At 65.1% G+C, this 25,247-nt stretch carries 24 protein-coding genes; 16 read left to right on the top strand and 8 right to left on the bottom strand.

Going from position 1 to position 25,247, the window contains the following annotated elements; all coding sequences use genetic code 11:
* Positions 1-65 precede the first annotated feature (65 nt).
* Positions 66-953: a LysR family transcriptional regulator gene (locus OCX61_RS11100; RefSeq protein WP_261943829.1), complete on the bottom strand. Its 888-nt coding sequence runs from the start codon at positions 951-953 to the stop codon at positions 66-68.
* 95 nt (positions 954-1,048) lie between these two features.
* Here OCX61_RS11100 and OCX61_RS11095 point away from each other — a divergent pair, with 95 nt between their 5' ends.
* The 6 genes from OCX61_RS11095 to OCX61_RS11070 are packed head-to-tail and all read left to right on the top strand — an operon-like array spanning position 1,049 to position 7,916.
* Complete coding sequence (locus tag OCX61_RS11095) at positions 1,049-2,491, top strand: aldehyde dehydrogenase family protein (protein WP_261943827.1); 1,443 nt, start codon at positions 1,049-1,051, stop codon at positions 2,489-2,491.
* A 13-nt stretch (positions 2,492-2,504) separates the two neighbouring features.
* The gene (locus tag OCX61_RS11090) at positions 2,505-3,491 is read left to right on the top strand and encodes a dipeptidase (RefSeq protein ID WP_261943826.1); all 987 of its coding nucleotides are present in this window, start codon (positions 2,505-2,507) and stop codon (positions 3,489-3,491) included.
* A gap of 55 nt (positions 3,492-3,546) precedes the next feature.
* The gene (locus OCX61_RS11085; RefSeq protein ID WP_261943825.1) at positions 3,547-5,097 is read left to right on the top strand and encodes a BCCT family transporter; all 1,551 of its coding nucleotides are present in this window, start codon (positions 3,547-3,549) and stop codon (positions 5,095-5,097) included.
* A gap of 26 nt (positions 5,098-5,123) precedes the next feature.
* Positions 5,124-6,818: a hypothetical protein gene (locus OCX61_RS11080; protein ID WP_261943824.1), complete on the top strand. Its 1,695-nt coding sequence runs from the start codon at positions 5,124-5,126 to the stop codon at positions 6,816-6,818.
* A gap of 2 nt (positions 6,819-6,820) precedes the next feature.
* A complete protein-coding gene (locus OCX61_RS11075) occupies positions 6,821-7,516 on the top strand; it encodes a DUF3726 domain-containing protein (RefSeq protein WP_261943823.1) in 696 nt (231 codons plus the stop codon).
* Between the two features lie 28 nt (positions 7,517-7,544).
* Positions 7,545-7,916 (top strand): RidA family protein, encoded by a 372-nt coding sequence (locus OCX61_RS11070; RefSeq protein WP_261943822.1) that lies wholly within the window; start codon positions 7,545-7,547, stop codon positions 7,914-7,916.
* 25 nt (positions 7,917-7,941) lie between these two features.
* On the opposite strand, the gene OCX61_RS11065 is transcribed toward OCX61_RS11070, so the two are convergent.
* Complete coding sequence (locus OCX61_RS11065) at positions 7,942-8,349, bottom strand: OsmC family protein (RefSeq protein ID WP_261943821.1); 408 nt, start codon at positions 8,347-8,349, stop codon at positions 7,942-7,944.
* Between the two features lie 290 nt (positions 8,350-8,639).
* Between OCX61_RS11065 and OCX61_RS11060 the strand changes: the two genes are divergently transcribed.
* Positions 8,640-8,924, top strand: coding sequence for a hypothetical protein (locus OCX61_RS11060; RefSeq protein WP_261943820.1), 285 nt, complete (start codon positions 8,640-8,642; stop codon positions 8,922-8,924).
* Between the two features lie 40 nt (positions 8,925-8,964).
* On the opposite strand, the gene OCX61_RS11055 is transcribed toward OCX61_RS11060, so the two are convergent.
* Positions 8,965-9,222, bottom strand: coding sequence for a hypothetical protein (locus tag OCX61_RS11055; RefSeq protein WP_261943818.1), 258 nt, complete (start codon positions 9,220-9,222; stop codon positions 8,965-8,967).
* Between the two features lie 252 nt (positions 9,223-9,474).
* On the opposite strand from OCX61_RS11055, the gene OCX61_RS11050 reads away from it, so the two are divergent.
* The 5 genes from OCX61_RS11050 to OCX61_RS11030 all read left to right on the top strand — a co-directional run bounded on the left by OCX61_RS11050 (position 9,475) and on the right by OCX61_RS11030 (position 15,430).
* Entirely contained in the window at positions 9,475-11,016 is a 1,542-nt protein-coding gene (locus tag OCX61_RS11050; protein ID WP_261943817.1) for an ABC transporter ATP-binding protein, read from the top strand.
* A 12-nt stretch (positions 11,017-11,028) separates the two neighbouring features.
* Positions 11,029-12,129, top strand: a complete 1,101-nt coding sequence (locus OCX61_RS11045) for an ABC transporter permease (protein WP_261943815.1) — start codon at positions 11,029-11,031, stop codon at positions 12,127-12,129.
* 58 nt (positions 12,130-12,187) lie between these two features.
* Positions 12,188-13,114, top strand: a complete 927-nt coding sequence (locus tag OCX61_RS11040) for an ABC transporter permease (protein WP_261943814.1) — start codon at positions 12,188-12,190, stop codon at positions 13,112-13,114.
* 55 nt (positions 13,115-13,169) lie between these two features.
* Positions 13,170-14,258, top strand: coding sequence for a BMP family ABC transporter substrate-binding protein (locus OCX61_RS11035; RefSeq protein WP_261943812.1), 1,089 nt, complete (start codon positions 13,170-13,172; stop codon positions 14,256-14,258).
* Positions 14,259-14,470: 212 nt separating this feature from the next.
* Positions 14,471-15,430 carry an isopenicillin N synthase family dioxygenase gene (locus tag OCX61_RS11030; protein ID WP_261943811.1) on the top strand — a complete coding sequence of 320 codons (960 nt, stop codon included), beginning with the start codon at positions 14,471-14,473 and terminating at the stop codon, positions 15,428-15,430.
* Positions 15,431-15,439: 9 nt separating this feature from the next.
* Here OCX61_RS11030 and OCX61_RS11025 read toward each other — a convergent pair whose 3' ends face one another.
* Positions 15,440-17,281 (bottom strand): potassium transporter Kup, encoded by a 1,842-nt coding sequence (locus OCX61_RS11025; protein WP_261944300.1) that lies wholly within the window; start codon positions 17,279-17,281, stop codon positions 15,440-15,442.
* 557 nt (positions 17,282-17,838) lie between these two features.
* Between OCX61_RS11025 and OCX61_RS11020 the strand changes: the two genes are divergently transcribed.
* Positions 17,839-19,692: an ABC transporter ATP-binding protein gene (locus OCX61_RS11020; protein WP_261943809.1), complete on the top strand. Its 1,854-nt coding sequence runs from the start codon at positions 17,839-17,841 to the stop codon at positions 19,690-19,692.
* A 168-nt stretch (positions 19,693-19,860) separates the two neighbouring features.
* Here the strand turns inward: OCX61_RS11020 and OCX61_RS11015 are convergent, their stop codons facing one another.
* Positions 19,861-20,124 (bottom strand): DUF2790 domain-containing protein, encoded by a 264-nt coding sequence (locus tag OCX61_RS11015; protein WP_261943808.1) that lies wholly within the window; start codon positions 20,122-20,124, stop codon positions 19,861-19,863.
* 332 nt (positions 20,125-20,456) lie between these two features.
* Between OCX61_RS11015 and OCX61_RS11010 the strand changes: the two genes are divergently transcribed.
* From OCX61_RS11010 to OCX61_RS11000, 3 genes are all read left to right on the top strand, one after another.
* Positions 20,457-21,683, top strand: coding sequence for an MFS transporter (locus OCX61_RS11010; RefSeq protein ID WP_261943806.1), 1,227 nt, complete (start codon positions 20,457-20,459; stop codon positions 21,681-21,683).
* 114 nt (positions 21,684-21,797) lie between these two features.
* Positions 21,798-22,052 (top strand): hypothetical protein, encoded by a 255-nt coding sequence (locus tag OCX61_RS11005; protein ID WP_261943805.1) that lies wholly within the window; start codon positions 21,798-21,800, stop codon positions 22,050-22,052.
* Positions 22,053-22,192: 140 nt separating this feature from the next.
* Positions 22,193-23,053 carry a CAP domain-containing protein gene (locus OCX61_RS11000; protein WP_261943804.1) on the top strand — a complete coding sequence of 287 codons (861 nt, stop codon included), beginning with the start codon at positions 22,193-22,195 and terminating at the stop codon, positions 23,051-23,053.
* Between the two features lie 24 nt (positions 23,054-23,077).
* Here the strand turns inward: OCX61_RS11000 and OCX61_RS10995 are convergent, their stop codons facing one another.
* The 3 genes from OCX61_RS10995 to OCX61_RS10985 all read right to left on the bottom strand — a co-directional run bounded on the left by OCX61_RS10995 (position 23,078) and on the right by OCX61_RS10985 (position 25,203).
* Positions 23,078-23,581 carry a glycine zipper domain-containing protein gene (locus OCX61_RS10995; RefSeq protein ID WP_261943802.1) on the bottom strand — a complete coding sequence of 168 codons (504 nt, stop codon included), beginning with the start codon at positions 23,579-23,581 and terminating at the stop codon, positions 23,078-23,080.
* A 147-nt stretch (positions 23,582-23,728) separates the two neighbouring features.
* A complete protein-coding gene (locus OCX61_RS10990; protein WP_410011104.1) occupies positions 23,729-23,923 on the bottom strand; it encodes an HAD-IA family hydrolase in 195 nt (64 codons plus the stop codon).
* A 113-nt stretch (positions 23,924-24,036) separates the two neighbouring features.
* Positions 24,037-25,203, bottom strand: a complete 1,167-nt coding sequence (locus OCX61_RS10985) for a DUF2314 domain-containing protein (RefSeq protein WP_261943800.1) — start codon at positions 25,201-25,203, stop codon at positions 24,037-24,039.
* Positions 25,204-25,247: the final 44 nt, after the last annotated feature.

Genomic DNA, 25,247 nt, shown 5'->3' with positions numbered 1-25,247 from the left:
AACCAGGCTGCGGCTTGCAGCCAGGCAATCATGGGCCAGGGATTATTGCCCCAGGGCGAAGAAAGCTACCTCGGCGTTGCCAGCTGCACCTGCAGAAAGGCCATCAACGCCGCTGCCGCAGGGGACAGGCTGCGGCCCTTGCGCGTCAGCATGCCGATGTGCCGCTCCACCTTGGGTTCGACCAGCGGCACGAACGCCAGCTTGTCGTTCTCCAGGGGGAACGCCAGGTACGGCAAGGTGCTGATGCCCACCCCCTCCTCCAGCATTGCGATCAACGAGATCATGTTGGAAACGAACAACCGGCTGTGCTCCAGCAAGCATTCGGCCTCGGTGCCAGCCAACAACTGCGAGGTGCCGTTGCGGACCATCGGCACACCCTGCAACTGCGACCAGTGCAGGGCATCGCCCGCCTGCGCCAGTGGGTGGTCGGCGCGGCACACCACGCCCACCTGGTCATTGACGATCGGGGCGAAGTCGAGCTGCTCGTCCTCTGCCCACAAGCTGCTGATGCCAAAGTCCACCTGCCCCTGGGCCAGCAACTGTTGGACGCGCTCGGCCGTGCCGTCCTGGATGCTGACCTGCACATTCGGGTGCTCGGCCACGAACCGCGCCAATGGCCCGGGCAACATGCGGCTGGCCACCGACGGCACAGTGGCGATGCTGACCTGGCCGATTTCATGCCGGGCCAACAAGGTGGCCTCACGGGCAATGCGGTCGTGATGCTCGATCAGCCCGCGAAACAACGGCAGGCAATGCTCGCCGAACGGGGTCAGCTCGACCCGGCCGCCGCCCTTCTCGATCAGCGCCTGGCCCAGCTTCTGCTCCAGCTCGCGCACCGCCAGCGAGATCGCCGGCTGGGTGCGAAAGGCCTGGCGGGCCGCAGCGTGAAAGCTCTTGAGTTCAGCGACCAGCAAAAAGTAACGCAGCTGGGCGATTTTCAGCTCGGGCAACATGGTTAGCGTTCCTTATCAAAGCATTTTTTTTATTAATTTTTATTTGCTGCATATTGCTCGCAAGATGAAGGCCAGGCAAACGGAGGCTTTCAGCCATGTCACTCAAGACCTACAAGAACTACATCGATGGCCAGTGGTGCGAAGGCCACGCCACCCTGGGCAACCACAGCCCATCGGACACCCGCGACCTGATTGGCCACTACCACCAGGCCAGCGCCGAACAGACCCGCCAGGCCATCCAGGCCGCCCGCAGCGCCCAGCCGCACTGGGCGGCCAGCGGCCTGGAAGCCCGCCAGCAGGTATTGATGGCCATCGGCGACGAACTGATCGCACGCAAGGCAGAACTCGGCGAACTGCTCTCGCGCGAGGAAGGCAAACCATTGGCCGAAGGCATCGGCGAGGTCCACCGCAGCGGCCAGTTCTTCCATTACTACGCCGCCGAAGTGCTGCGCCAGATGGGCGAGACCGCCGCCTCGGTGCGCCCCGGCATCGACATCGAAGTGCATCGCGAACCGGTGGGCGTGGTCGGCATCATCACCCCGTGGAACTTCCCCATGGCCACCGCCGCCTGGAAGATCGCCCCGGCACTGGCGTTCGGCAACACCGTGGTGTTCAAGCCAGCCAACCTGGTGCCGGCCAGCGCCTGGGCGCTGACCGAGATCATCAGCCGCCAGGGCCTGCCTGACGGTACTTTCAATCTGGTCATGGGCAGCGGCGCCAGCGTCGGCGAAACCCTGGTGCAGTCGGCCGAAATCGACGCCCTGACCTTCACCGGCTCGCTGCAGACCGGCCGCCGCGTCGCTGTCGCCACCGCCGGCAACCTGGTGCGCTGCCAGCTGGAGATGGGCAGCAAGAACGCCCTGGTGGTGATGGACGACGCCGACCTCGACCTGGCGGTGGAATGCGCCCTCAACGGCGCCTTCTTCGGCACCGGGCAGAAGTGCACGGCGTCTTCACGACTGATCGTCTGCGACGGCATCCACGACCGCTTCGTCGAGGCCCTGCGCCTGCGCATGCGCCAGCTCAAGGTCGGCCATGCCCTGGAGGCCGGCGTGCAGATCGGCCCGGTGGCGGACGCCCGCCAGCTTGAACAGAATCTGCAGTACCTGCAGCTGGCCCAGGCCGAAGGCGCCACCCTGATCGAAGGCGGCGAACGGCTGCAATTGGAGAGCGACGGCTACTACATGCGCCCGGCGCTGTTCGTCGACAGCCGCAACGACATGCGCATCAACCGCGAGGAAGTGTTCGGCCCCATCGCCTGCGTGATCCGCGTGCGTGACTTCGACGAGGCCCTGACCACCCTCAACGACACCGAATACGGCCTTACCGCCGGCATCATCACCCAGTCGCTGCGCCACGCCAGCGCCTTCAAGCGGGGTGCCCAGACCGGCTGCGTGATGGTCAACCTGCCCACCGCCGGCACCGACTACCACGTGCCGTTCGGCGGCCGCAAAGCATCGAGCTTCGGCCCCCGCGAACAGGGCCAGTACGCCCGCGACTTCTACACCGTGGTCAAGACCACCTACCTGCGGCCCTGAAGGAATACGCGCCATGCACGACCTCTTGATGATCGACGGCCTGCAGTACTCCAACTGGAGCCCGGAAATATTCCAGCAGATGCAGGCCGGTGGCCTGAGCGCGGTGCACGCCACCATCGCCTACCACGAGAACGCCCGCGAGACCTTGTCGCGCCTGGGTGAGTGGAACCGCCGCTTCGAAACCTGGCCCGAGCTGATCCGCCCGGTGCGCTCGGCAGCCGATATTCGCCTGGCCCACGTCGAAGGGCGGGTGGGGATCTTCTTCGGCTTCCAGAACTGCTCGCCGATCGAGGACGACATTGCCCTGGTAGAGGTGTTCCGCCAGCTCGGGGTGTTCGTCATGCAGCTCACCTACAACAACCAGAGTTTGCTGGCCAGCGGCTGCTACGAGCGCGAGGACAACGGCATCAGCCGCTTCGGCCGCCAGGTGATCGCCGAAATGAACCGGGTCGGCATGCTCATCGACATGTCCCACAGCGCCGAACGCAGCACGCTGGAAGCCATCGAGCTGTCGAGCCGGCCGGTGATCATCTCCCACGCCAACCCGGCGAGCTTCCACGCCGCCAAGCGCAACAAGTCCGATGCCGTGCTGCGTGGCATCGCCGAGACCGGTGGGCTGCTGGGCTTCAGCACCTACCCGTTCCACCTCAAGGGCGCGTCGGACTGCAGCCTGGAAAGCTTCTGCGACATGGTGGCGCGCACCGCCGACTTGATGGGCGTGGAGCATATCGGCATCGGCACCGACCTGTGCCAGGCACAACCGCTGGCGGTGCTCGAATGGATGCGCAATGGCCGCTGGAGCAAGGACAAGGACTACGGCGAAGGCTCCAAGGACAACGCCAACTGGCCGGCACCGTTGCAGTGGTTCCGCGACAGCCGCGACTTTTGCAACATCGCCCACGGCCTGCGCGCCCGCGGCTTTGCCGAGGACGACGTGGCCAGGATCATGGGGCTGAACTGGTTGCGCCTGCTGGAGACCGCCACCACGGCGCAGGCCTGAGCCCCTTGCACGGACAGCATCAACAATAACAACAATCGCAGGTTCCGGAGGCTTCATGAAAAACCCAACCACCCTGCAGGCAGAAGGCCAGGCCATGGGCCTGCCGCTGACGCGGGACATCGACTGGCCGCTGTTCCTGATCAGCGGCGGCTTCCTCGGCGCCTTCCTGCTGGCCGCGCTGATCGACATCGACACCGTCTCGGCGCTGGTCAACACCCTGTTCGCCTGGTCGACCAAGGCCTTTGGCCTGTACTGGCAGGTGCTGATGCTGGCGACCTTCGCGGTCAGCCTGGCCATTGGTTTCTCCCGCTGCGGGCGCGTGCGCCTGGGCGGCGTGACCCAGCGCCCGGACATCAGCACCTTCAATTGGATCGCGGTGATCATGTGCGCCTTGCTGGCCGGTGGCGGAGCCTTTTGGGCCGCGGCCGAACCGCTGATGCACTTTGCCAGCCCGCCGCCGTTGTTCGCCGGCCTGCAACCGCACAGCGAGGCAGCGGCCACCGCGGCCCTGGCGCAAGCCTTCGTGCACTGGGGCTTTCTGGCCTGGGCCGTGCTGGGCAGCCTGCTGGCCATCGTGCTGATGCACCTGCACTACGACAAGGGCCTGCCGCTGGCACCGCGCACCCTGCTCTACCCGCTGTTTGGCGAGCGTGCGCTGAAGGGCCCGATCGGCACCTTGGCCGACGCCACGTCGATCATCGCCGTGGTTGCCGGCACCATCGGCCCGATCGGCTTTCTCGGCCTGCAGATCAGCAGCGCCTTGCATGCGGTGTGGGGCCTGCCCAACGACATCGTCACCCAGTCACTGACCATCGTGCTGGTCACGGCGATGTACACCGTGTCCTGCCTGGTGGGGCTCAAGGGCATCCGCTTCGTCAGCGAGATCAATGTCTGGCTGATGATCGGCCTGGCGCTGTTCATGGTGGTGTGCGGCCCCACCCTGTTCATCCTCGGCGGTTTCCCCGCAGCCTTCGCCTTGCACATCGAGCATTTCATCCCGATGACGATGTTCCGTGCCGACCCCAAGTGGCTGGACTGGTGGACGGTGTTCTACTGGGGCTGGTTCATCGGCTACGCCCCCATGGTGGCGCTGTACGTCGCGCGGATCTCGCGGGGCCGCACCATTCGCGAGATCATCATGACGCTGTCGATCATCGCACCGCTGGTGACCATGTTCTGGTTCACCGTGGTCGGCGGCACCGGCATCGGCCTGGAGCTGCAGACGCCAGGCGTCGTCACCGCCCATGGCACCCAGCCCGAGGACCTGCTGCTGGGGGTGACGCAGAACCTGCCGCTGGGCGGACTGATCAGTGGATTGTTCCTGTTCCTGAGCTTCATTTCGGTGGCGACCAATGGCGATGCCATGGCTTTCACCGTGGCGCTGGCGATGTCCAGCAACGATAAACCGAAGAAATGGCTGTGTGGATTCTGGGCCATCGGCATGGGCCTGGCGGCGGTGGTGCTGATCACCATCGGCGCGGGTGGCGTGACGGCCCTGCAGTCCTTCATTGTCATCACTGCGGTGCCGGTGTCGCTGGTGATCCTGCCGGCGCTGTGGGATGCGGTGCGCATTGCCCGGCACATGGCCCGCGAACAAGGCGTCTGAACATGATCCATCCAGGTACGACAACAATGTCCAACAGCCTACCTGCAACACTGGCGCTGCGCCCTGCCAGCCAGGTCATGGACCTGGCCCGGCTGGGCAGCCACTTCCAGAGCCCGCTGAGCTTCGTACGCAGCAGCATGCGGCGGATGATGAACCAGCGCTGGCAGATCCAGCGCAACCGCTTCGACCTTGATGCGCAAGGCTTTGGCACGGCCATCTACAGCATCGACACGCCCAATGGCCATTACCACTGCGTGTTGTTCTCGGCCTACCTGCCGCCAGAAAAACGCAGCGACCGGGTGATCGCCGACCAGTGGGACGTCACCTTTGTGCTGGTCGCCGGCGACGTCGACGCGGCGCAACTGGCCGACCTGCAACGCAACGTGCCGCTGCAGGAGGCTGGGCGCTTCGATGCCCGTGTACTGGTACTGTCCCGGGCCAACCGCAGCCTGCGCAACTTCGACCGCTTCCTCGCGGCGCTGGCCGAAGGGCAACAGCCAGATCCGCACCAACTGGCCGAGGTCGGTTACCTCTACCGCACCACTGCGGTGTACGGCAACGGCAAGTTCGGCATCGCCGACTTCGGTTGCCTGCAGGACAACCCGGACTTCAACCAGCCGTTCAGCGCGCAGATGTTCACGGTCTACCTGCTTCGCCACTTCAGCATCGAGCAGATCGAACACATGGCCCGCGCCCTCGCCCCACAGCGGGCCGTGCCGCTGGCCCCGGCGCTGCAACGTTACCTGGGGGTCGGCAACGCGACCGGGCTAGGCATGGCGCCATTCCTGATCAACCACCCGCAGCTGGTGGAACGCTGGATCCACATGCGCGAAACCGCGCTGGGCCAGGCCTTGGCGCACCCGGCCGAGCCCGCCCGGCTGTTACGCCTGCACGCACTGCTGGCGCGGGCCAGCCTGCACCTCAGCCAGACCCAGACCGAAGACCTGCGCCAGCACGAACAGAATCGGCAAACCCTGGCCGAACTCGCTGCGCTGAACGACTGGCTCGCTGGCCAGCCCGCTGGCGCTGACCTCTGGCCCCGGCTGCTGGGCTGGAGCGAAGCCCATGCCGGGCCGGGCTGCCAGGAACTGCTGGTGAGCCTGCTGCTGGAGCTGTACCCCGAATTCACCACGCCGCTGGCCGAGCAGATGGGGGCCAGTGAGGGTTGGCCGCTGAACGCGCAGATGCCGCTCAGGCAGCTGCGCGAACTCATCGAACAGCAGTATGGCTGGGCCCTGGCCTACGACTTCGACAACGTGGAGGCCGAGCACTTCTTCTGGTATCGCTCGGCCGAGAAAGAGGAGCCACGCCTGGGCATGCGCGCCGAGGAACCAGGCGCAGAAAAGGAAATGCAACTGGGCATCGCCCGCAATATCCAGCGCTGCCACCGCGCCGTGCTCGAGCACCTGCAGGCACACCCTCAGGCACTGACCGCGCACCTGCTGATTGCCGCGCCTGCGCTCAAAGGCACGGTGCGCCGCCTGCAAGGCATGGCCCACAGCACCTACGGGGAAATCCGCGCCAACCTGCTGGACCGTGACATGCTGCCGATCCACCTGCTGCGCTGCAAACTGGCATTCTTCGGCGCGGGCAAGTTCGACCCCAAGTCGAGCCGCTGGGTGCGCATCACCTTGTTCCAGGGCGCCCCCCTGGTGAGCGACATCGGCCAGCCGTTCGAAGACGACTGGAACTTCGCGGTCATGCCGCAGGGAGCCTTGTGACCATGCGTGTATCACTCAACGAAATCCAGGTGATGTGCCGCAAGGCGTTCGAAGGCATGGGCTTTGCCCCGGGCGACTGCGAGGACGCGGCCGAACTGGTGGGCTGGCTGCACCTGCAAGGGCTGGACGGCATCGGCGCGCTGGCACAGGCGCTGGACTTTCTGCAAGGTGAAGCCACCCAGCCATTCACCCTGACCGACGACGACAGCACCTCGCTGGTGATCGACGCCCACGGCCAGAGTGTGCTGCGCTGCGCCGCGACGGCAGTGGAACTGGCACTGGAAAAGGCGCTGCACCGCGGCCAGGCACTGCTGCGCATCCATCACTGCCATAACCGCCTGTTGCTGCTGGGCTACCTGAGCAAGGCCGCTGAACGCGGGCTGCACGTGCAGGCCCGCTGGGAGGATGCCCGCCAGCGCCACCTGGCCGACTTTACCGCAGGCGAGCAACGCCCTGCGCTGCACAGTGAAGCCCAGCCCGGCACCGCCGCTTCATTCGAGCAAGGCGTCACGGTGCTGTTCACCCGGCCTGCCTACGCCCTCCCGGTCGCGCGCGCCACACCGCGCACGGCGAACCAGGGCTTCACGGTCGACGCAGGCACCTGGCAGCGGCTCAAGCAGTTGTCCGAACAGATTCTCGTCGAAAGCACCGAAGCCTCCCGCCGCCATGGCGCAGGCGGCGGCAGCGATGCCGACTGACCCTCGCCTGCACTCAGGAACCCATGCCATGAAACATGCAATCAAGACTGACCTTTACGCCTCCAGGGCCCCCCTGGAGTGGGCTGTGGTCGGCAACGGCACCCTCTACACCGCGCAGATCCCCATCGATGCCCAGGGGCAGGTGGTCACCGGCGGCATCGAAGCGCAGACCCGCCAGACCCTGGACAACCTGTGCCACACCCTGGAGGCAGCCGGCAGTTCGCTGGATGCCGTAACCCAGGTGCTGATCTACGTGACCGACCGCAGCTACCTGGCTGCCGTCAACAGCCTGTACGCCGACTACTTCCAGGCGCCCTACCCTAACCGTGCGGCGATCGTGGTGGCCGGGCTGGCCCGGGAAGAAATGCTGGTGGAACTGGTGGTATACGCCTGCCTCTAGGGACGCGTGACTGCAGCGGCGAGGGTCATTCCACCAGTTTGCTGGCGATGATGATCTCGCCGCTCAACACCTTGTGAATGGGGCAGGCGTTGGCGATCTCCAGCAACCGCGCGCGCTGCTCATCACTCAGCGCCCCGCGCAGGCGTATTTCGCGCGCGATCTGCAGCCTGGGTTCACGCCCCAGTTGCTCCTGTTCGATGGTGATGTCCACGTCGATGGCGTCCAGCGGCATTTCCTTGCGCTGCGCGTACATCGCAACGGTGATGGAGGTACACGCGCCCAGGGACGAGAGCAACAGCTCATGGGGCGACGGCCCGACATCGCCGCCACCCGCCTGTTCAGCGACGTCACTGGCCCACTGGTGCTGGCCATTGGTGATGTTCACCTGGTAGGCCACGCCTGCGAATGAGGCACGGATTGCTCGTTCTGCCATGGAAACTCCTGATGGTTGATTGCCCTGAAGCAACCCTGCTGTGGGGCTGCGAGGGTTTGATGATAGAAGCTCAGGGCAGTTGGCAGTAGACGGCGCAAATGCACCTTGGCGTTCTGTCTGGTGAACGCGGCTCTCCTTCGACCTGCAACAGGCTTTCACCCGCTAATGGTTGGGCCGGGGTTGGTTAAAGCACCTCGTCCGAATAGCGGAAAGATTTTGCAGCGCGCCGCAACCTTCGCCAGTCACACGTAAACACTGAACTTCCTGTGTCTGACTTGAGGTAAGCGATCATGGCTAACAATCAAGACAACGATAGAAACCAAGGCGGCAGCCACCAGGCCAATCCAGGTGATGCTGGCGGCAAGGGCAGCCAGGGCGGCATGGCCGACACCCAGAAAGGCGGTCAGCAGTCCGGGCAAAAACCTGAAGACAAGATGAACAAGGACTGGGAGAAATCCCGGGATACCGGGCACCAGGGCGGCCAGGCGGGTGGCAAGCAAACCCCTGCCGATACCGGGCGCATGGGCGGGCAATCCTCCCAGGGCGGCACCCAGCATAAAGACACGGATCGTTGATAGCTGGCTTGGCACCGGGGCAAGGCATCGCCCCGGTGCATCAGGATTGCGCGTTGTACCAGCCTAAATGCCCACCGCGAGCGTTTTCTTCACTCGTGCACAGCACACCATTGCGACAGGCACAGGCATAGTCTGCCTCTGCACGGGTTGCGAAATTCAGCGTCAACCTGAGTTTGTCGAGCGTGTCATAGAGGTCGTAGCCCTTGCCCAATGCGTTGGGGAAGCCTGCGCGCCTGGGCAGGTAGTCTTTTTCCGGGGGTAGAGCGGGAACCACAACAAAGCGCGTCTGCATGACCATCCCTCTTCTTGGCAGCTATTTAGTATTAGTCGCAATATGTAAAAGCATCAAGACGGCTCATGATTGAATTTCGCCCCACTTTGGCGCCCCCTGCGCCCCAAAACCACACACCCTGCTTGCCCCAGCACCCGCCAGCCGCGCTGCGCTGATCAGCCACGACCCCGCCTGCAACGGCCGCGAAACGGGAATTTGACCACTTGGCCATGTTTTTGCTTTGCAAGCTGCTCACGATCATCACTGTCGAGCAGCCCCATGTCCGATTCCCCTACGCACCTGCGTCTCGAGCTGCGCGCCATCACCAAGCGATACCCGGGCACGCTGGCCAACGACCGCGTCGACCTGCGCATCGCACCCGGTGAGATCCATGCCCTGCTCGGCGAGAACGGTGCGGGCAAGAGCACCCTGATGAAGATCATCTACGGCGTCACCCGGCCGGATTCCGGCCAGCTGTTGTGGCAAGGCCGCCAGGTGCAGGTGGCGGATCCGGCCCAGGCCCGCGGCTTGGGGATTGGCATGGTGTTCCAGCACTTTTCCCTGTTCGAGACCCTGACCGTGGCGCAGAACATCGCCCTGGCGCTGGGCCGCGAGGCGGGCTCAGCGCAGCAGCTGGCGCCGCGCATTCGCGAAGTGTCGCAGCGCTATGGCATGGCGCTGGAGCCGGAACGCCTGGTGCACAGCCTGTCGATTGGCGAGCGCCAGCGCGTGGAGATCGTGCGCTGCCTGATGCAGGACATCAAACTGCTGATCCTCGATGAACCGACCTCGGTGCTGACGCCCCAGGAAGTCGAGCAACTGTTCGTCACCCTGCGCACGCTGGCTGATGAAGGCTGCAGCATCTTGTTCATCAGCCACAAACTCAACGAAGTGCGCGCGCTTTGCCACAGCGCCACCGTGCTGCGCGCGGGCCGGGTTGCCGGCACCTGCGTACCGGCCGAATGCAGCGACCTGCAGTTGGCGCGGCTGATGGTCGGCGATGCCGAAGGGCTCGAAGCCCGCTACCCGAAGCGCGTAGGTGGCCTGCCGCGGCTGTGCGTGGACGACCTGAGCTGGCGCAACCAGGACCCGTTCGGCACCTCCTTCGAGCACCTGCGCCTGGAGGTGCGCAGCGGCGAAATCGTCGGCATCGCCGGGGTTGCCGGCAATGGCCAGGACGAGCTGCTGGCGCTGCTCAGTGGCGAGACACGCCTGCACGCCAGCGAGCGCGAGCGCATCAGCCTCGACAACCAGCCCATGGCCAACCTGCATCCGGATGCCCGTCGCGCCCTGGGCCTGGCGTTCGTCCCGGCAGAGCGCCTGGGCCACGGCGCCGTGCCGGACCTGAGCCTGGCCGACAACGCCCTGCTCAGCGCCTTCCAGCAAGGCCTGGTCGAGCGCGGCCTGATCCGCTCGGGCAAGGTACTGGCGCTGGCCGAGCAGATCATCCAGCGCTTCGCGGTCAAGACCCCGGGCGCGCAGACCACGGCGCGCAGCCTGTCAGGCGGCAACCTGCAGAAGTTCATCCTCGGCCGGGAAATCCTGCAGAACCCCAAGCTGCTGATTGCCGCCCACCCGACCTGGGGCGTCGATGTCGGGGCTGCGGCGGCGATACACCGCGCACTGATTGCCCTGCGCGATGCCGGCGCGGCGATCCTGGTGATTTCCGAAGACCTCGATGAGCTGTTGCAGATCAGTGACCGCATCGGCGCCCTGTGCAGCGGGCGCCTGTCACCGCTCAAGGCCACCGCCGACACCCACAGCGTGGAGGTCGGCAGCTGGATGGCCGGCCAGTTCGACACCGCGCAAGCCGCCATCTGACGAGAGCCTGCCATGTTGCTATCCCTCGAACCCCGTACCCAGCAGTCACGCGCCATGCTGGTGCTGTCACCGCTGCTTGCCGGCCTGCTGACCCTGGTCAGCGGCGCAATCCTGTTCAGCGCCCAGGGGCATGACCCGCTGCTGACCTTGCACACCTTGCTGATCGAACCGATCAGCGACTTCTACGGCGTCAGCGAACTGCTGCTCAAGGCGCTGCCGATTCTGCTTTGCGCCCTGGGCCTGGCGGTAGCCTACCAGGCGCGCATCTGGAACATCGGCGCCGAAGGCCAGCTGCTGATCGGGGCACTGGCCGGCAGCGCCCTGGCGATCCACCTCATCGATTGGCAAAGCCGCTGGGCACTGCTCTGGGTGCTGCTGGCCGGCAGCCTTGCCGGCGCCCTGTGGGGCGCACTGGCGGCATGGCTGCGCACGCACTTCAATGCCAACGAAATCCTCACCACCATCATGCTCAACTACATCGCCCTGAACCTGCTGCTGTACTGCGTGCACGGCCCGCTCAAGGACCCTGAGGGCTTCAGCTTCCCGCAATCGGCGATGTTCGGCGATGCCAGCCGCCTGCCAGCCTTGTTCGAGGATGGCCGCCTGCATGTCGGGCTGTACTTCGTGCTGCTGGCACTGGTGGCGGTGTGGGTGCTGCTGCACAAGAGCTTCCTGGGTTTCCAGATCAAGGTGCTCGGCCTCGATCAGCGCGCCGCCGGCTTCGTCGGCTTTCGCGAAAAGCGCCTGGTGTGGCTGGCGTTGCTGATCAGCGGCGGCCTGGCGGGCCTGGCCGGGGTCAGTGAAGTCAGCGGGCCGATTGGCCAGCTGGTGCCGCAGGTGTCGCCGGGCTACGGCTATGCGGCGATCACCGTGGCCTTCCTCGGCCGGCTCAACCCGCTTGGCATCCTGGTTGCCGGCCTGCTCATGGCGCTGCTCTACCTGGGCGGCGAGAACGCGCAGATGAGCCTCAATCTGCCGCAGGCACTGACCGGGCTGTTCCAGGGAATGATGCTGTTCTACCTGCTCGCCTGCGATGTGCTGATCCTCTACCGGCCGCGGCTCACGCTGAACTGGCGGCGGCGCACGCCGGTGGCCGAAGCGGCCAGTGCCTGACCTCCCCTGACCCATACATGTGCCTGCCGCCATGGGTGCGCAGGCTGAGGCTCCGACAATGGATTTCGATCTGCTTGGCAACATCCTCTACGCCATGGTGCGCTGCGGTACCCCGCTGCTGCTGGTGGCCCTGGGCGAACTGGTGTGCGAGAAGAGCGGCGTGCTCAACCTGGGCCAGGAAGGCATGATGCTGTTCGGCGCGGTGGTGGGTTTCATCACCGCCTTCGCCACCGGCAGCCTGTGGCTCGGCGTGCTGATGGCCTGCCTGGCCGGCATGCTGCTGGCCGCGCTGTTCGCCGTGGTCGCCCTGGGCTGCCAGGCCAACCAGGTGGCGACCGGCCTGGCCCTGACCATTTTCGGCGTCGGCCTGTCGGCGTTCGTCGGCAGCGCCTGGGTCGGCAAGCCGCTGAGTGGTTTTGAAGCGCTGCCAATTCCGCTGCTGGCCGAGCTGCCGATCATTGGCCACATGCTGTTCAACCAGGACCTGCTGGTCTACCTGTCCTTCGCCCTGTTCCTGCTGGTCGCCTGGGTGCTGCTGAAAAGCCGCACCGGCCTGATCCTCCAGGCCGTCGGCGAAAACCCCGACGCCGCCAGCGCCATGGGCCTGCCGGTGCTGCGTGTGCGCACGCTGGCGGTGCTGTTCGGCGGCGCCATGGCCGGCCTGGCCGGGGCCTACCTGTCGCTGGCCTACACCCCGATGTGGGCAGAGAACATGACTGCCGGCCGCGGCTGGATCGCCCTGGCGCTGGTGGTGTTCGCCAGCTGGCGTGTGCTGCGCGTGCTGCTCGGCGCCTACCTGTTCGGCCTGGCCAGCATCCTGCACCTGGTGGCCCAGGGCATCGGCGTGAGCGTGCCGGCCAACCTGCTGGCGATGCTGCCGTACGTGGCGACCATCGTGGTGCTGGTGGTGCTCTCGCGCAACGCCTTCAAGACCCGGCTGTACGCCCCGGTTTCGCTGGGCCAGCCCTGGAAAGCGGGACGCTGATGACGCCCCGGCAATAAAAAAGAAACGACACAAGACCCACAGGAGTGAACCCTCGATGCATCTGAAAAAAAGCACCCGGCTGTTGCGTACCCTGGCCGCCGCTATCGGCCTCGGCACGGCGCTCTGTGCCGTCACCGCCGCCGCCGACCCGCTGAAAGTCGGCTTCGTCTACATCGGCCCGATCGGCGACCATGGCTGGACCTACCAGCACGAGCAGGGCCGCCAGGCGCTGATCAAGCAGTTCGGCGACAAGGTCCAGACCAGCTTCGTCGAGAACGTACCGGAAGGCGCCGACGCCGAGCGGGTCATCCGCAACATGGCCAAGGGCGGTTACGACCTGGTGTTCGCCACCTCGTTCGGCTACATGAACCCTACCGCCAAGGTCGCCAAGCAGTTCCCCAAGGTCACCTTCGAACACGCCACCGGCTACAAGCAGGACAAGAACCTCGGCACCTACCTGGCAACCTCCTATGAAGGCCGTTACGTCGGCGGCTACCTCGCCGCGAAGATGACCAAGAGCAAGAAAGTCGGCTACGTCGCATCCTTCCCGATCCCGGAGGTGCTGCGTGACATCAACGCCATCCAGCTGGCGCTGGACAAATACAACCCCGGCACCGAGATCAAGGTGGTGTGGGTCAACTCCTGGTTCGACCCGGGCAAGGAAGCGGACGCCGCCAATGCGCTGATCGACCAGGGCGTCGACGTGCTGTTCCAGCACACCGACAGCCCGGCGCCGATCCAGACCGCCGAACGCCGCGGCATCTATGCCGTGGGCTATGCCTCGGACATGGCCCATTTCGGGCCCAAGGCGGTGCTGACGTCCATCGTCAACAACTGGGGGCCGCATTACATCAAGAGCACCCAGGCGGTCATGGACGGTAACTGGAAGCCCCAGGACTACTGGGGTGGCCTGGCCGACGGCACCGTCCAGCTGCCGATCAGCGACCTGGTACCGGCCGACGTGAAAAGCGGCGCCGAGCAGATCATCGCCAGCATCAAGGACGGCACGTTCCACCCGTTCACCGGGCCGATCCTCGACCAGAGCGGTGCCGTGAAAATCCCTGAAGGCGCCGTGGCCAGCAATGCCGAACTGGCGGGCATGAATTACTACGTCAAGGGCATCACTGCACAGCTGCCCAAGTAACCCCGCGCCCACAGTTCTAACTCCAGCCTCCCGGCGAGCGCGATCCCTGTGGGAGCCGCGCTTGCCGGCGATGGGCCGCGAAGCGGCCCCAAGATTTCGCGGTTATTGCACAAGTTGTGGGGGCCGCTTCGCGGCCCATCGCCGGCAAGCGCGGCTCCCACAGGGATCGCGCCAGCTTTGAGAAACTCAGCAACCCACTTTCCGGAGCCCTGATGAACACACTGCCCATCATCGACATCGCCCCGCTGTACCAGCACGACCCCGCCGCCCGCCAGGCCGTGGCCCGGCAGATCGACGCCGCCTGCCGGCAATGGGGCTTCTACTACATCAAGGGTCACCCGATCCCGGCCGCGCGCATCGCTGAGCTGAAAGCCGCCGCCGAAGACTTCTTCGCCCGCCCGGCCGAGGAAAAGCTGCGTATCGACATCACCCGCAGCGCCCACCACCGCGGCTATGGCGCCATCGCCACCGAGCAACTCGACCCGAACCGGCCGAGCGACCTGAAGGAGACCTTCGACATGGGTTTCCACATGAGTGCCGAGCACCCCGACGTGCTCGCCGGCAAACCGTTGCGCGGCCCGAACCGCCACCCGGCCATTGCCGGCTGGGAAGCGCTGCTGCAACAGCACTATCAGGACATGCACGCGCTGTCCCTGACCTTGCTGCGGGCCATGGCCGAGGCACTGGGCATCGAGCCGGACTTCTTCGACCAGCGTTTCGCCGAGCCGATCAGCGTGTTGCGCATGATCCACTACCCACCCCGCCAGGCCGCCAGCAGCGCCGACCAGCAAGGTGCTGGCGCGCACACCGACTACGGTTGCATCACCCTGCTGTATCAGGACAACGCCGGCGGCCTGCAAGTACGCAGCCGCGACGGCCAATGGATCGACGCGCCACCGATCGAAGGCACCTACGTGGTCAACATCGGCGACATGATGGCGCGCTGGAGCAACGACCGGTACACCTCCACGCCGCACCGGGTGATCAGCCCGCTGGGGGTGGACCGCTACTCGATGCCGTTCTTCGCCGAACCGCACCCGGACACCGAGATCAGCTGCCTGCCCAACTGCTCCGGCAGCGACAACCCGGCCAAGTACCCGCCGGTGTCATGCAGCGCCTACATGCTGTCGCGGTTTGCCGAGACCTATGCCTATCGCCGTGAAGCGCTGTGAAAGGGGCGGTTACATCTCCACCTGGGTGCCCAGTTCGATCACCCGGTTCAGCGGCAACTGGAAGTACTTGAGGTTGCTGTTGGCGTTCTTCAGCAGGAACGCGAACAGGTGCTCGCGCCAGCGGGCCATGCCCTTCTGCTTGCCGGCGATCACCGTCTCGCGGCTGAGGAAGTAGGTGGTGCGCATCGGCCCGAACTCGAGATCGGCATGGGGGTAACGGCTCAGGGCCAGCGGCACGTTGGGCTCTTCCATGAAGCCGAAGTGCAGGCTCACACGGTAGAAACCGTCGCCGAAGGCCTCGACCTCGAAACGCTTGCCGGCACTGACCCGTGGCTCGTCTTCGAACAACACGGTGAGCAGCACCACCTGCTCATGCAGCACCTGGTTGTGCAGCAGGTTGTGCAGCAAGGCGTGGGGCACCGCCTCGGGGCGGGCGGAGAGGAACACCGCTGTGCCGCTGACGCGATGCGGCGGCTGCGCCTGCAAGCTGGCGATGAACAGCTCCAGCGGCAGCGAATGCTCGTCCAGCCGTTCGACGATGATCTTGCGCCCGCGCTTCCAGGTGGTCATCAGCACGAACAGCGCCACCCCGGCGATGACCGGGAAAGCGCCGCCCTGGATGATTTTCGGGGCGTTGGCGGCAAAGTACAGGCTGTCCACCAGCAGCAAGGCCAGCAACATCGGCAGCGCCAGCCAGCGCGGCGCCTTCCACAGCAGCAGCACCACCGCCGACGCCAGCAGCGTGGTGATCAGCATGGTGCCGGTCACGGCCACGCCATAGGCCGCCGCCAGTGCCCCGGACGACTCGAAGCCGACCACCAGCAGCACCACGCCGACCATCAGCGCCCAGTTGACCATGCCGACGTAGATCTGCCCCTGCTCCTCGCTGGAGGTGTGCTGGATGAACATGCGCGGCACATAGCCCAGCTGGATGGCCTGGCGGGTCATGGAAAACGCCCCGGAAATCACCGCCTGGGAGGCGATGATGGTGGCCAGCGTGGCCAGCCCGACCATCGGCAGCAGGGCCCAGTCGGGCGCCAGCAGGTAGAACGGGTTGCGCACCGCCTCCGGGTTACCGAGGATCAACGCCCCCTGGCCGAAGTAGTTCAGCACCAGCCCCGGCAGCACCAGCAGGAACCAGGCACGGGCAATGGGCTTGCGGCCGAAGTGGCCCATGTCGGCGTACAGCGCTTCGGCACCGGTCAGCGCCAGCACCACGGCGCCGAGAATCGCCACGCCCATGCCTGGGTGCAGGATGAAGAACCTGACCGCCCACACCGGGCTGAGTGCCTGCAGCACCTCCGGGCGCTGGACGATGCCGTGCACGCCCAGCGCGCCGAGCACCACGAACCACAGCACCATGATCGGCCCGAACAGAATGCCGATGCGTGCGGTGCCGTGCTTCTGGATGAGGAACAGCGCCACCAGCACCACCACCGCCAGCGGCACGACCCAATGCTCGATGCCGTCGAAGGCCAGTTGCAAGCCTTCCACGGCCGACAACACCGAGATGGCCGGGGTGATCATGCTGTCGCCATAGAACAGTGCAGCGCCGAACAGGCCGAGCAGCACCAGCCCCCTGCCCAGCCGCTTGTAGGGTGCCGCCGCGCGGTGCGCCAGTGCCGTCAAGGCCATGATGCCGCCCTCGCCCTGGTTGTCGGCACGCAGGATGAACAGCACGTACTTGAGCGACACCACCCACAGCAGTGACCAGAACACCAACGACAGCACGCCAAGTACACCGGCGCTGTTGGCCTGCACGCCGTAGTGCCCGGCGAACACTTCCTTGAGGGTGTACAACGGGCTGGTGCCGATATCGCCATAGACCACGCCGACTGCGGCGACGAGCATGCCGACGGCGGAGGATTTGCTGGATTGGGGAGGGTTTGCTGCGACGGCGGACTGGCTCACGAAAGGGCTTCTCTGGACTGGCGGTTGGATATGCATGCCATCCCTGAGCATCGCGCGGTCAGTATCCCTGCAGGCAGACTGTTCAGTCGTAAAAAGTGCGTAAAAAAACTGGGGCATGGGCCGGGGGCGATTGGGCTTCGGGGTGTTCGCCTTGAGAGGTTCAGCGTCCATGAGATCGAGCGCCGCCCGCGCGGCGCATCGCGAGCTGCGCTCGCTCCTACGTTTGTTTCGGGCCAATTATTCTTGGGGGATTTGCGCGCGGACGCCTTGGTGCATGGCGCGATATCGCGTCGTACCCACAAGGCGGTCGCGCGCGCCTGTCACAGGCGTTACTGGCCCGAAACAAACGTAGGAGCGAGCGCAGCTCGCGATGCGCCGCGCGGGTGGCGCTCGATCTCACAGGCGCTGCAGATCTCCCGGCAGGCACTTGGTGGCCTTCACGCAATCCCACGACAACCTGTATGGTTGTCGCTACCGAGTAAACCCCGGAGCCCCTCATGTTTCGTACCTTTGAACGCTGGCTCGACCCTTTCCCACCCGACGAGGTACCGCCACCCCCGGTCGGCCTGCTGCGTTTTCTGTGGGCCTGCACCCGCGGTGCCCGCGGCTACATCCTGGCACTGGCGCTGTTCAGTGCCGGCGTGTCGATCTACGAAGCCTGGCTGTTTTCCTTCCTCGGCCAGGTGGTGGACCTGCTCTCCAACTGGCAGGCCGGCGGTGGCGTGAGCGCAGAAGAAAGCCGCGTGCTGTGGGGCGTCGGCCTGCTGCTGATCGCCAGCATCGTGCTGGTGGCCTTGCGCACGCTGATGCAGCACCAGGTGCTGGCGATCAACCTGCCGCTGCGCCTGCGCTGGGACTTCCACCGGCTGATGCTGCGCCAGAGCCTGTCGTTCTTTTCCGACGAGTTTTCCGGCCGGGTCACCACCAAGGTGATGCAGACCGCGCTGGCCGTGCGTGAAGTGCTGTTCACGGTGATCGAGATCGTGCCGGGCATCGGTGTGTATTTCATCGCCATCATCGCCCTGGCCGGTGGCTTTGCCGCCAAGCTGATGCTGCCGTTCATTGCCTGGCTCGCGCTGTTCGGCCTGGCCATGCTGTATTTCGTACCACGCCTGGGCAAGGTCGGCCAGGAACAGGCCCATGCGCGCTCGTCGATGACCGGCCGCGTTTCCGACGCCTACACCAATATCACCACCGTGAAGTTGTTCTCGCACTCCAGGCGCGAGGCGCATTTCGCCCGGGCGGCGATGGAAGACTTCAAGCAGACCGGCTTTCGCCAGATGCGCCTGGTCAGCCAGTTCGAGATCGTCAACCAGGCGCTGGTGGTCGGGCTGATTTTCGGCGCCGGCGGCTACGCCCTGTGGTTGTGGCACCAGGGCCAGGTCGGTACCGGTGCGGTGGCCGCGATCACGGCCATGGCCCTGCGCATCAATGGCATGTCGCACTGGATCATGTGGCAGATGACCTCGCTGTTCGAGAACATCGGCACCGTGCAGGACGGCATGGCCACCCTCACCCGCGGGCCCAAGGTGCAGGACGCGCCGGATGCCGGCGTGCTGCAGACCCGCGGCGGCGCGGTGACCTTCGACAACGTCAGCTTCAACTACAACGGCGAGCGCCAGGTGCTCGATGGCCTGAGCCTGAGCATCCGCCCTGGCGAAAAGGTCGGCCTGGTGGGCCGCTCCGGTGCCGGCAAGTCGACGCTGATCAACCTGCTGCTGCGCTTCTATGACGTGGACCGCGGCGAGATCCGCATCGACGGGCAGAACATCGCCCACGTCACCCAGGACAGCCTGCGCAGCGCCATCGGCATGGTCACCCAGGACACCTCGCTGCTGCACCGCTCGATCCGCGACAACATCGCCTACGGCCGCCCCGAGGCCAGCGAGGCGCAGATCCAGCGTGCCGCCATCAACGCCCAGGCCGATGGCTTCATCCGCCAGCTCAGCGACCGCGACGGCCACAGCGGCTACGACACCCTGGTGGGCGAGCGCGGCATCAAGCTTTCAGGCGGCCAGCGGCAACGCATAGCCATCGCCCGGGTGATGCTCAAGAACGCCCCGATCCTGCTGCTGGACGAAGCCACCAGTGCCCTGGACTCGGAAGTCGAGGTGGCCATCCAGGAGAGCCTCGACGAGATGATGCAGGGCAAGACGGTGATCGCCATCGCCCACCGGCTGTCCACCATCGCCGCCATGGACCGGCTGATCGTGATGGATGAGGGGCGCATCATCGAGCAAGGTACCCATAGCGAACTGCTGGCGAAGAACGGCACCTATGCGCGGCTGTGGCAGCACCAGAGCGGTGGCTTCCTGGGTGAGGATCAGGGGGTGGCCGAGGCGCTGGAGTGATTGCGCCTCCGAGGGGGGCGGACCATCGGCCCTCTGTGCGCATCGCGACACAACTGACGGGGCCCACTGCAGGCGAGCAGTGAGCCCCGAGGTCGAGCGTTCAGGCAATCTGTCTTACCAGTTCATGGCCATGCTCCTCTGTGGTCAGGCGGGGGCAGTGGCTGCGTATCAGTTCTCACCGATGCAGTGGTCACCGAGGGTGCGGTAGTTCAGCACCTGGGTCTGGTCATGCGAGTCGAGGTAGGTAAGGCGGGCGTTCACCACCCCGCAGGTCGGCGCTGCATCCTGGCTGGTCGACACCACTTTCTTGATGTCCAGCTGGGTGCCATAGGTGTAGTCGCGGGCATTGTCGGCGGCTTCGGCACGGGCGGCCAGGGTGCAGACGTTCAGGGCGGCAAACAGGCAGGCGGCGTAGACGGCTTTGCGGTTCATGGTGATGCTCTCCGGGCTTCAATGGGTTCGGTTTGAACCGAGGCGTTACTGCTTCGCTTCGATGGAGCCCATTTAAAGCCCGGAACGTACCTGGCTTGTGTCACGATCCCGGGCGAATCGAATCACAGGGTATCCGCATCTCCTCTGGATACGCTGTGATACAAACGCGCGCAGCCTTCAGCAGGCGCTCTACCCGGCGCGTCCCATCGATCCCGTTGATGAATACTATCGAGCGGCTCGCCTGTCGACGTGCGACAGCCGGCTCTTATAATCGCCTTCAATTTTCCCTCCCCCTCGCCTGCAACAGGCGACCTCACCTTGGAATCAGGAACATGCCAAGCGTCAGTCAGGCCTCCCACGGCCTTCCCGAACATGATCAACAAAGCGTCAAGCAGCAGTGGCTGGCGATCCTCTCGGTCGCGGTGGGCGCCTTCGCCCTGGTCACCAGCGAGTTTCTGCCGGTGGGCGTACTCAACGATGTCGCCAGCGACCTGGGCATCAGCGCCGGCCATGCCGGGCTGATGGTGACCCTGCCCGGCATCATGGCGGCCCTCGCCGCGCCGCTGCTGTCGGTGGGCATCGGCGCCATGGACCGGCGCTACCTGCTGATCGGCCTGACGCTGATCATGATCATCGCCAACTCGGTGGTGGCCTACGCCAGCGACTTCAGCCTGCTGCTGTTCGGCCGCGTGCTGCTGGGCATCAGCATCGGTGGCTTCTGGGCGACCGCCATCGCCCTCAGCGGCCGCCTGGCGCCCAAGGGCGTGAGCGTGGCCCGGGCCACCTCGATCATCATGGCCGGTGTGACCCTGGCGACCGTGCTGGGCGTGCCCGTGGGTACCTGGCTGAGCGGCCTGATGGGCTGGCGCATGACCTTCCTGGTCACCGCACTGCTCGGCGTGCCGGTACTGCTGGCGCAGCTGTTCCTGCTGCCGCGGCTCAACCCGGACAAGGCCATTCACATCCGTGACCTGCCGGCGCTGTTCATCAACCCGCAAGCCCGGGTCGGCCTGATCGCCGTGCTGCTGATCGGCCTGGCGCACTTTGCCGCGTACACCTATGTCGCGCCGTTCTTCAAGCAGAGCTCCGGCTTCGACGGGCAGACCATTGGCTCGCTGCTGCTGCTTTACGGCGTGGCCGGGGTGATCGGCAACCTGTTCGCCGGCTACGCCGCCAACCAGAGCGTGCGCCACACGCTGATGCTGGTGGCGGTGATGATCGGCGTCAGCACCGCACTGTTCCCCTACTTCGCCACCGGCCTGACCGGCGCGGCCATGCTGATCGCGCTGTGGGGCTTCGCCTTTGGCGCGTTCCCGGCCTGCTCCAGCATCTGGATGTTCGTGGTGGCGCCCAAGGATGTCGAACGCGGTATGCCACTGTTCGTGGCCATGTTCCAGGTGATCATCGCGCTGGGCTCGTTCTTTGGCGGGCGCATCGTCGATCAGCTGGGCAGCTCGGTGCTGTTGAGCCTGGCCACGGCCCTGGTGGGTTGTGGTTTTGTCACGGTGCTGGTGCTGGGGCGTAATGTGAGTAACAGCCTGGCGGCGCAGGCTGGCTGACCTACCCCGGGACACGCGTGACACGACACGTCATTGAATCGTCCCGATGAGTCATATTGATGACTTCCACTCCTCAGGCTAATACTAAGGTATCTGCCTGGGGAGGCACGAATCATGCAATCAAGATTTGTTATCGTTCCCGCTGTGCCAATCGAAAAAGAATCCTTTCAATCGGGATCCCGTTTCTATGCCGCTACCGTTTCAGGTGGCTTCGACATCTACGACAACCAAGAGAAATTGCGGCTCAAATCCAGTTACGCGAGCCGGTCACAGGCAGAAGCCGCACGCGTGAGGCTGAACAGCGAATGCCGTAATCCAGACGAGCTTTTCCCCTTCCTGCGGGTTGAATGCGCCGGCATCGATCAGTGACTGCGAATTGCGCTGCCAGCGCTCGCGGGCCAATTTCGCATCTGGGATCAGCGCCTCGGTGAACCTGTGTCGAGGCGCGCAGTCTTAGCCGAGCCCTTTGATCGGCATGACTGCCTTTTTCCCTGCAGAGCTGTTCTTCCATGCGCCAAGCTGCCCGCTGCTCGTCGTTCGTCTCGCTGTGCCTGGTTCATTTCATCCCGCTGTTCATCAGCCCCGCACAAGCCAGCGGGGAAGGCCAATTGCTGGCGGCCATCAACGACTACCGCGCCCAGCCACAGCGCTGCGAAGGGCGCAGAACCCTGAACGCAACGCCACTGGCGTTGAAAGCGAACCTGGCGTTGCCGGTCGGCTACGGTGGCCGCTTGCGCGAAGGGTTGCAGGCCGCCGGCTATCAGGCGGTAAAGGTGCGCAGCATCCGCCTGGTCGGTGCGCAGGATGCCGAGCAAGCCTTTGCCATGCTGCGCAGCGATTACTGCTCAGCCCTGCTCGATAACCAGTTTGCCGATATCGGCATCCGCCGCGCCCGCAATGAGTGGCAGGTGGTGCTGGCGCGCCCCGTGCTCGACGCTCAGCTCGGCGATGAGCGTTCCGCGAGCAAGGCGCTACTGATGCAGGTCAATGCAGCACGGGCGAAGCCGCGCCTGTGTGGTCGCCAGCGCTTCGCGGCTGCACGTCCGCTCACCTGGAACACGGCCTTGGGAACAGCGGCGCAGCGGCACAGCCGGGCGATGGCCAACGAGAATTTCTTCGCGCACCGCGACCGCAACGGTGATCTGCCGGCAGATCGGGCGTGGGATGCCGGCTACCGTGGGCGTCAGATTGGCGAGAATATTGCCGCGGGCCAGGGCTCACCGAGCAAGGCGATGGCCGGCTGGCTGGCCAGCCCCGGGCATTGCGCCAACCTGATGAACCCGATGTTCACCCAGGTCGGCGCGGCCTATGTCGCGAACGCGCGCAGCGATGAGGGCGTGTATTGGACGATGGTGTTCGGGGCGCCTTGACAGGGGCGCCCTCCCCGGCGCGGATCAGTCGTCGTCGCGCCAGTCACGGTGATGCTTGCGCCAGCCATAGTGATGGCCACGGTCGTGGTGGCGACCACGCCAGCCCCGATCATCGTCGTCATCATCGTCATAGTCACGACCACGGGAATGGTGGCCACTTTCATCATCGTATTCCCGGCCCATGTGGTTACCCAGGGCACCGCCCACGCCGCCACCGGCTGCCGCGCCAATCAAACTGCCCGTGGTACCGCCCATCTGGCGACCCACCACGTTGCCGCCGGCGGCGCCCAGTGCGCCGCCAATGGCGGCTTCGCCACGGCTGTGCTTGTTGGCCCCCACCGCGCCACCGGCGGCGCCACCCAGGCCAGCGCCAATTGCCGAGCCGGTGCTGCCACCGATCGACTGGCCGACCACCGAGCCCAATACCCCGCCCAATGCGCCGCCTATGCCTGCTTCGGTATTGCCGCCTGCCGATGCGACGCCGCTCAGCAAGCCAAGGGACAACAAGAGAATCGAGGAGTACTTCATGCGTGAAAGCCTCAAAGGGATGCCGGGGCGATCCTGAGGCTCTGCACGGAGGCTTACAATTGAAATCCGACGAGTAACACGGCGCGGAAAAATTCTCTAAGCTACTGTTTTTTCGGCGAAACTTTAGGGCTTTTTAGCGGTCTTTGTCTACTTCACGCCCGGCACATCCAGCTCGGCCAATGCCTGGCGCAGCTGCTGCGCGTCGACAAAGCGCAAGGCTTGCATCCCCTGCTCTTTCGCCGCGTCCACGTTCTTCTGCACGTCGTCGATGAACAGCGTGCGCGAAGGGTCGAGCCCGTATCGACGAAGCAGCAACTGGAAAATCTCGGGCTCGGGCTTCATCAGGTTTTCCTCGCCCGACACCAGCACCCCGTTTCGATAACGCTGGAGGGTTCATGCATGGCGCTCATCTCCGCTTGTTTGAGTGGGGACCGATCTCCCGAGCTTACCTGACCCTAGTGGGCGATGACGTAGCGTTGCACCTGATCATGCAATGCAAAGGCAATCAGCACTACGCCCAGCAGGGCGCCAATGTCCAATGCCCGACTCGCCCCCCACAACGGTGTACGCTGGCGTAGTTTGAAGTACCAGGGGCCGGTGCTGCTGACGACCCCGAGGCTCAGCACGAGCACGGCACCCATGAAGCTCCAGATGCCCGCCACCTCTGCACCTTGCCCCACTCCCGCACGGCTCACTGGAACGACCACCAGGAAGTAGAGCCACGCAAGCGCCATTGCGACCAGCAGCAGTCCGACAGGCCACAGCGCAAAGCCCTTGGCCACCTCCGGCTCAGGTTCATCGCTCGCTTCACCTTGCAACAACCGCGCGATCCGTGGCCAGCCGGCTTCATGTGCAAGTGCCAGCGACGTCTGGCCATTGCTGTTGGTTGCCAGCGGGTCGGCCCCGTGGCGCAACAGTGCCTGTACCACCGGGTAGTTACCCGCCAGCACTTCCCGATGCAGGAGCAACCAGCCGCCGTCGTCGAAATCGGTGATCATGCCGGGGTACTGCTGCAAGGCCTCTTCGAGTTTTTCGCGCATGTTCACGGCCATGGGATGGTCGCCTTGCTCCAGCTGCGCCAGCAGCTGCTGGTCGGCCAAGTGGCTCAATGCCCGCGACACCCGCCAGGGCGCCTGGCCCTCGGCGGCGGGCGCCACTTCGACGGTACCTGGCTCACCGAAGCCCAGCCCCCATGCGGCATCATGCCCGGCGCGCTCGTCGTCAGTCATGCTGCTGCGCAACGCATCGACAGTGAAACCGCCATAGACGTGGCCATCCCGGACGTACATCCAGTCGTTGAGTGCTGCAAAAGGCAGCGACACCGGGTCGCCTGCCTTGAACGCGGTAGCCCAGCGGGGCTCATTCATCAGCACTCCGGTGACCGTGGCACCGTCGAAGTCGACATCCCTGACCCACATGTTTTCGACCACAGGGATGTCCGGGTCATCCGGATCAAGCATGAATGACAACTTGACGGCCGCCATGTCGAGGCACTTGATGATGCGACGTGCCTCCCACGACATTTCCCGCCAGTAGAACTTGAAGGTCGCCTGGGCACTGGCCACGGCGTCCTTCAACGCCTGGCTTTCGCCTTCGACGCCATAGATCATCTGCTCCGTCATGAGCGGCTCGTCCTTGTGCTGTGATCCGAAAGGTCAATGCCCGG

The organism is Pseudomonas sp. LRP2-20 (assembly GCF_024349685.1).
Taxonomy (GTDB): Bacteria; Pseudomonadota; Gammaproteobacteria; order Pseudomonadales; family Pseudomonadaceae; genus Aquipseudomonas.
The sequence above is the reverse complement of the archived record's forward strand: the minus strand, read 5'-3'. Positions and strand labels throughout refer to the sequence as shown.

Coding starts and splice junctions, on each gene's coding strand:
- OCX61_RS11060 (WP_261943820.1), top strand. CDS start 8,640: ATGGCTAACAATCAAGACAACGATAGAAACCAAGGCGGCAGCCACCAG.
- OCX61_RS11010 (WP_261943806.1), top strand. CDS start 20,457: ATGCCAAGCGTCAGTCAGGCCTCCCACGGCCTTCCCGAACATGATCAA.
- OCX61_RS11005 (WP_261943805.1), top strand. CDS start 21,798: ATGCAATCAAGATTTGTTATCGTTCCCGCTGTGCCAATCGAAAAAGAA.
- OCX61_RS11045 (WP_261943815.1), top strand. CDS start 11,029: ATGTTGCTATCCCTCGAACCCCGTACCCAGCAGTCACGCGCCATGCTG.
- OCX61_RS11030 (WP_261943811.1), top strand. CDS start 14,471: ATGAACACACTGCCCATCATCGACATCGCCCCGCTGTACCAGCACGAC.
- OCX61_RS11020 (WP_261943809.1), top strand. CDS start 17,839: ATGTTTCGTACCTTTGAACGCTGGCTCGACCCTTTCCCACCCGACGAG.
- OCX61_RS10995 (WP_261943802.1), bottom strand. CDS start 23,581: ATGAAGTACTCCTCGATTCTCTTGTTGTCCCTTGGCTTGCTGAGCGGC.
- OCX61_RS11090 (WP_261943826.1), top strand. CDS start 2,505: ATGCACGACCTCTTGATGATCGACGGCCTGCAGTACTCCAACTGGAGC.
- OCX61_RS11080 (WP_261943824.1), top strand. CDS start 5,124: ATGTCCAACAGCCTACCTGCAACACTGGCGCTGCGCCCTGCCAGCCAG.
- OCX61_RS11085 (WP_261943825.1), top strand. CDS start 3,547: ATGAAAAACCCAACCACCCTGCAGGCAGAAGGCCAGGCCATGGGCCTG.
- OCX61_RS11025 (WP_261944300.1), bottom strand. CDS start 17,281: ATGCTCGTCGCCGCAGTCGGCGTGGTCTATGGCGATATCGGCACCAGC.
- OCX61_RS11050 (WP_261943817.1), top strand. CDS start 9,475: ATGTCCGATTCCCCTACGCACCTGCGTCTCGAGCTGCGCGCCATCACC.
- OCX61_RS11070 (WP_261943822.1), top strand. CDS start 7,545: ATGAAACATGCAATCAAGACTGACCTTTACGCCTCCAGGGCCCCCCTG.
- OCX61_RS11015 (WP_261943808.1), bottom strand. CDS start 20,124: ATGAACCGCAAAGCCGTCTACGCCGCCTGCCTGTTTGCCGCCCTGAAC.
- OCX61_RS11055 (WP_261943818.1), bottom strand. CDS start 9,222: ATGGTCATGCAGACGCGCTTTGTTGTGGTTCCCGCTCTACCCCCGGAA.
- OCX61_RS11000 (WP_261943804.1), top strand. CDS start 22,193: ATGCGCCAAGCTGCCCGCTGCTCGTCGTTCGTCTCGCTGTGCCTGGTT.
- OCX61_RS11095 (WP_261943827.1), top strand. CDS start 1,049: ATGTCACTCAAGACCTACAAGAACTACATCGATGGCCAGTGGTGCGAA.
- OCX61_RS10985 (WP_261943800.1), bottom strand. CDS start 25,203: ATGACGGAGCAGATGATCTATGGCGTCGAAGGCGAAAGCCAGGCGTTG.
- OCX61_RS11035 (WP_261943812.1), top strand. CDS start 13,170: ATGCATCTGAAAAAAAGCACCCGGCTGTTGCGTACCCTGGCCGCCGCT.
- OCX61_RS10990 (WP_410011104.1), bottom strand. CDS start 23,923: ATGAAGCCCGAGCCCGAGATTTTCCAGTTGCTGCTTCGTCGATACGGG.
- OCX61_RS11065 (WP_261943821.1), bottom strand. CDS start 8,349: ATGGCAGAACGAGCAATCCGTGCCTCATTCGCAGGCGTGGCCTACCAG.
- OCX61_RS11100 (WP_261943829.1), bottom strand. CDS start 953: ATGTTGCCCGAGCTGAAAATCGCCCAGCTGCGTTACTTTTTGCTGGTC.
- OCX61_RS11040 (WP_261943814.1), top strand. CDS start 12,188: ATGGATTTCGATCTGCTTGGCAACATCCTCTACGCCATGGTGCGCTGC.
- OCX61_RS11075 (WP_261943823.1), top strand. CDS start 6,821: ATGCGTGTATCACTCAACGAAATCCAGGTGATGTGCCGCAAGGCGTTC.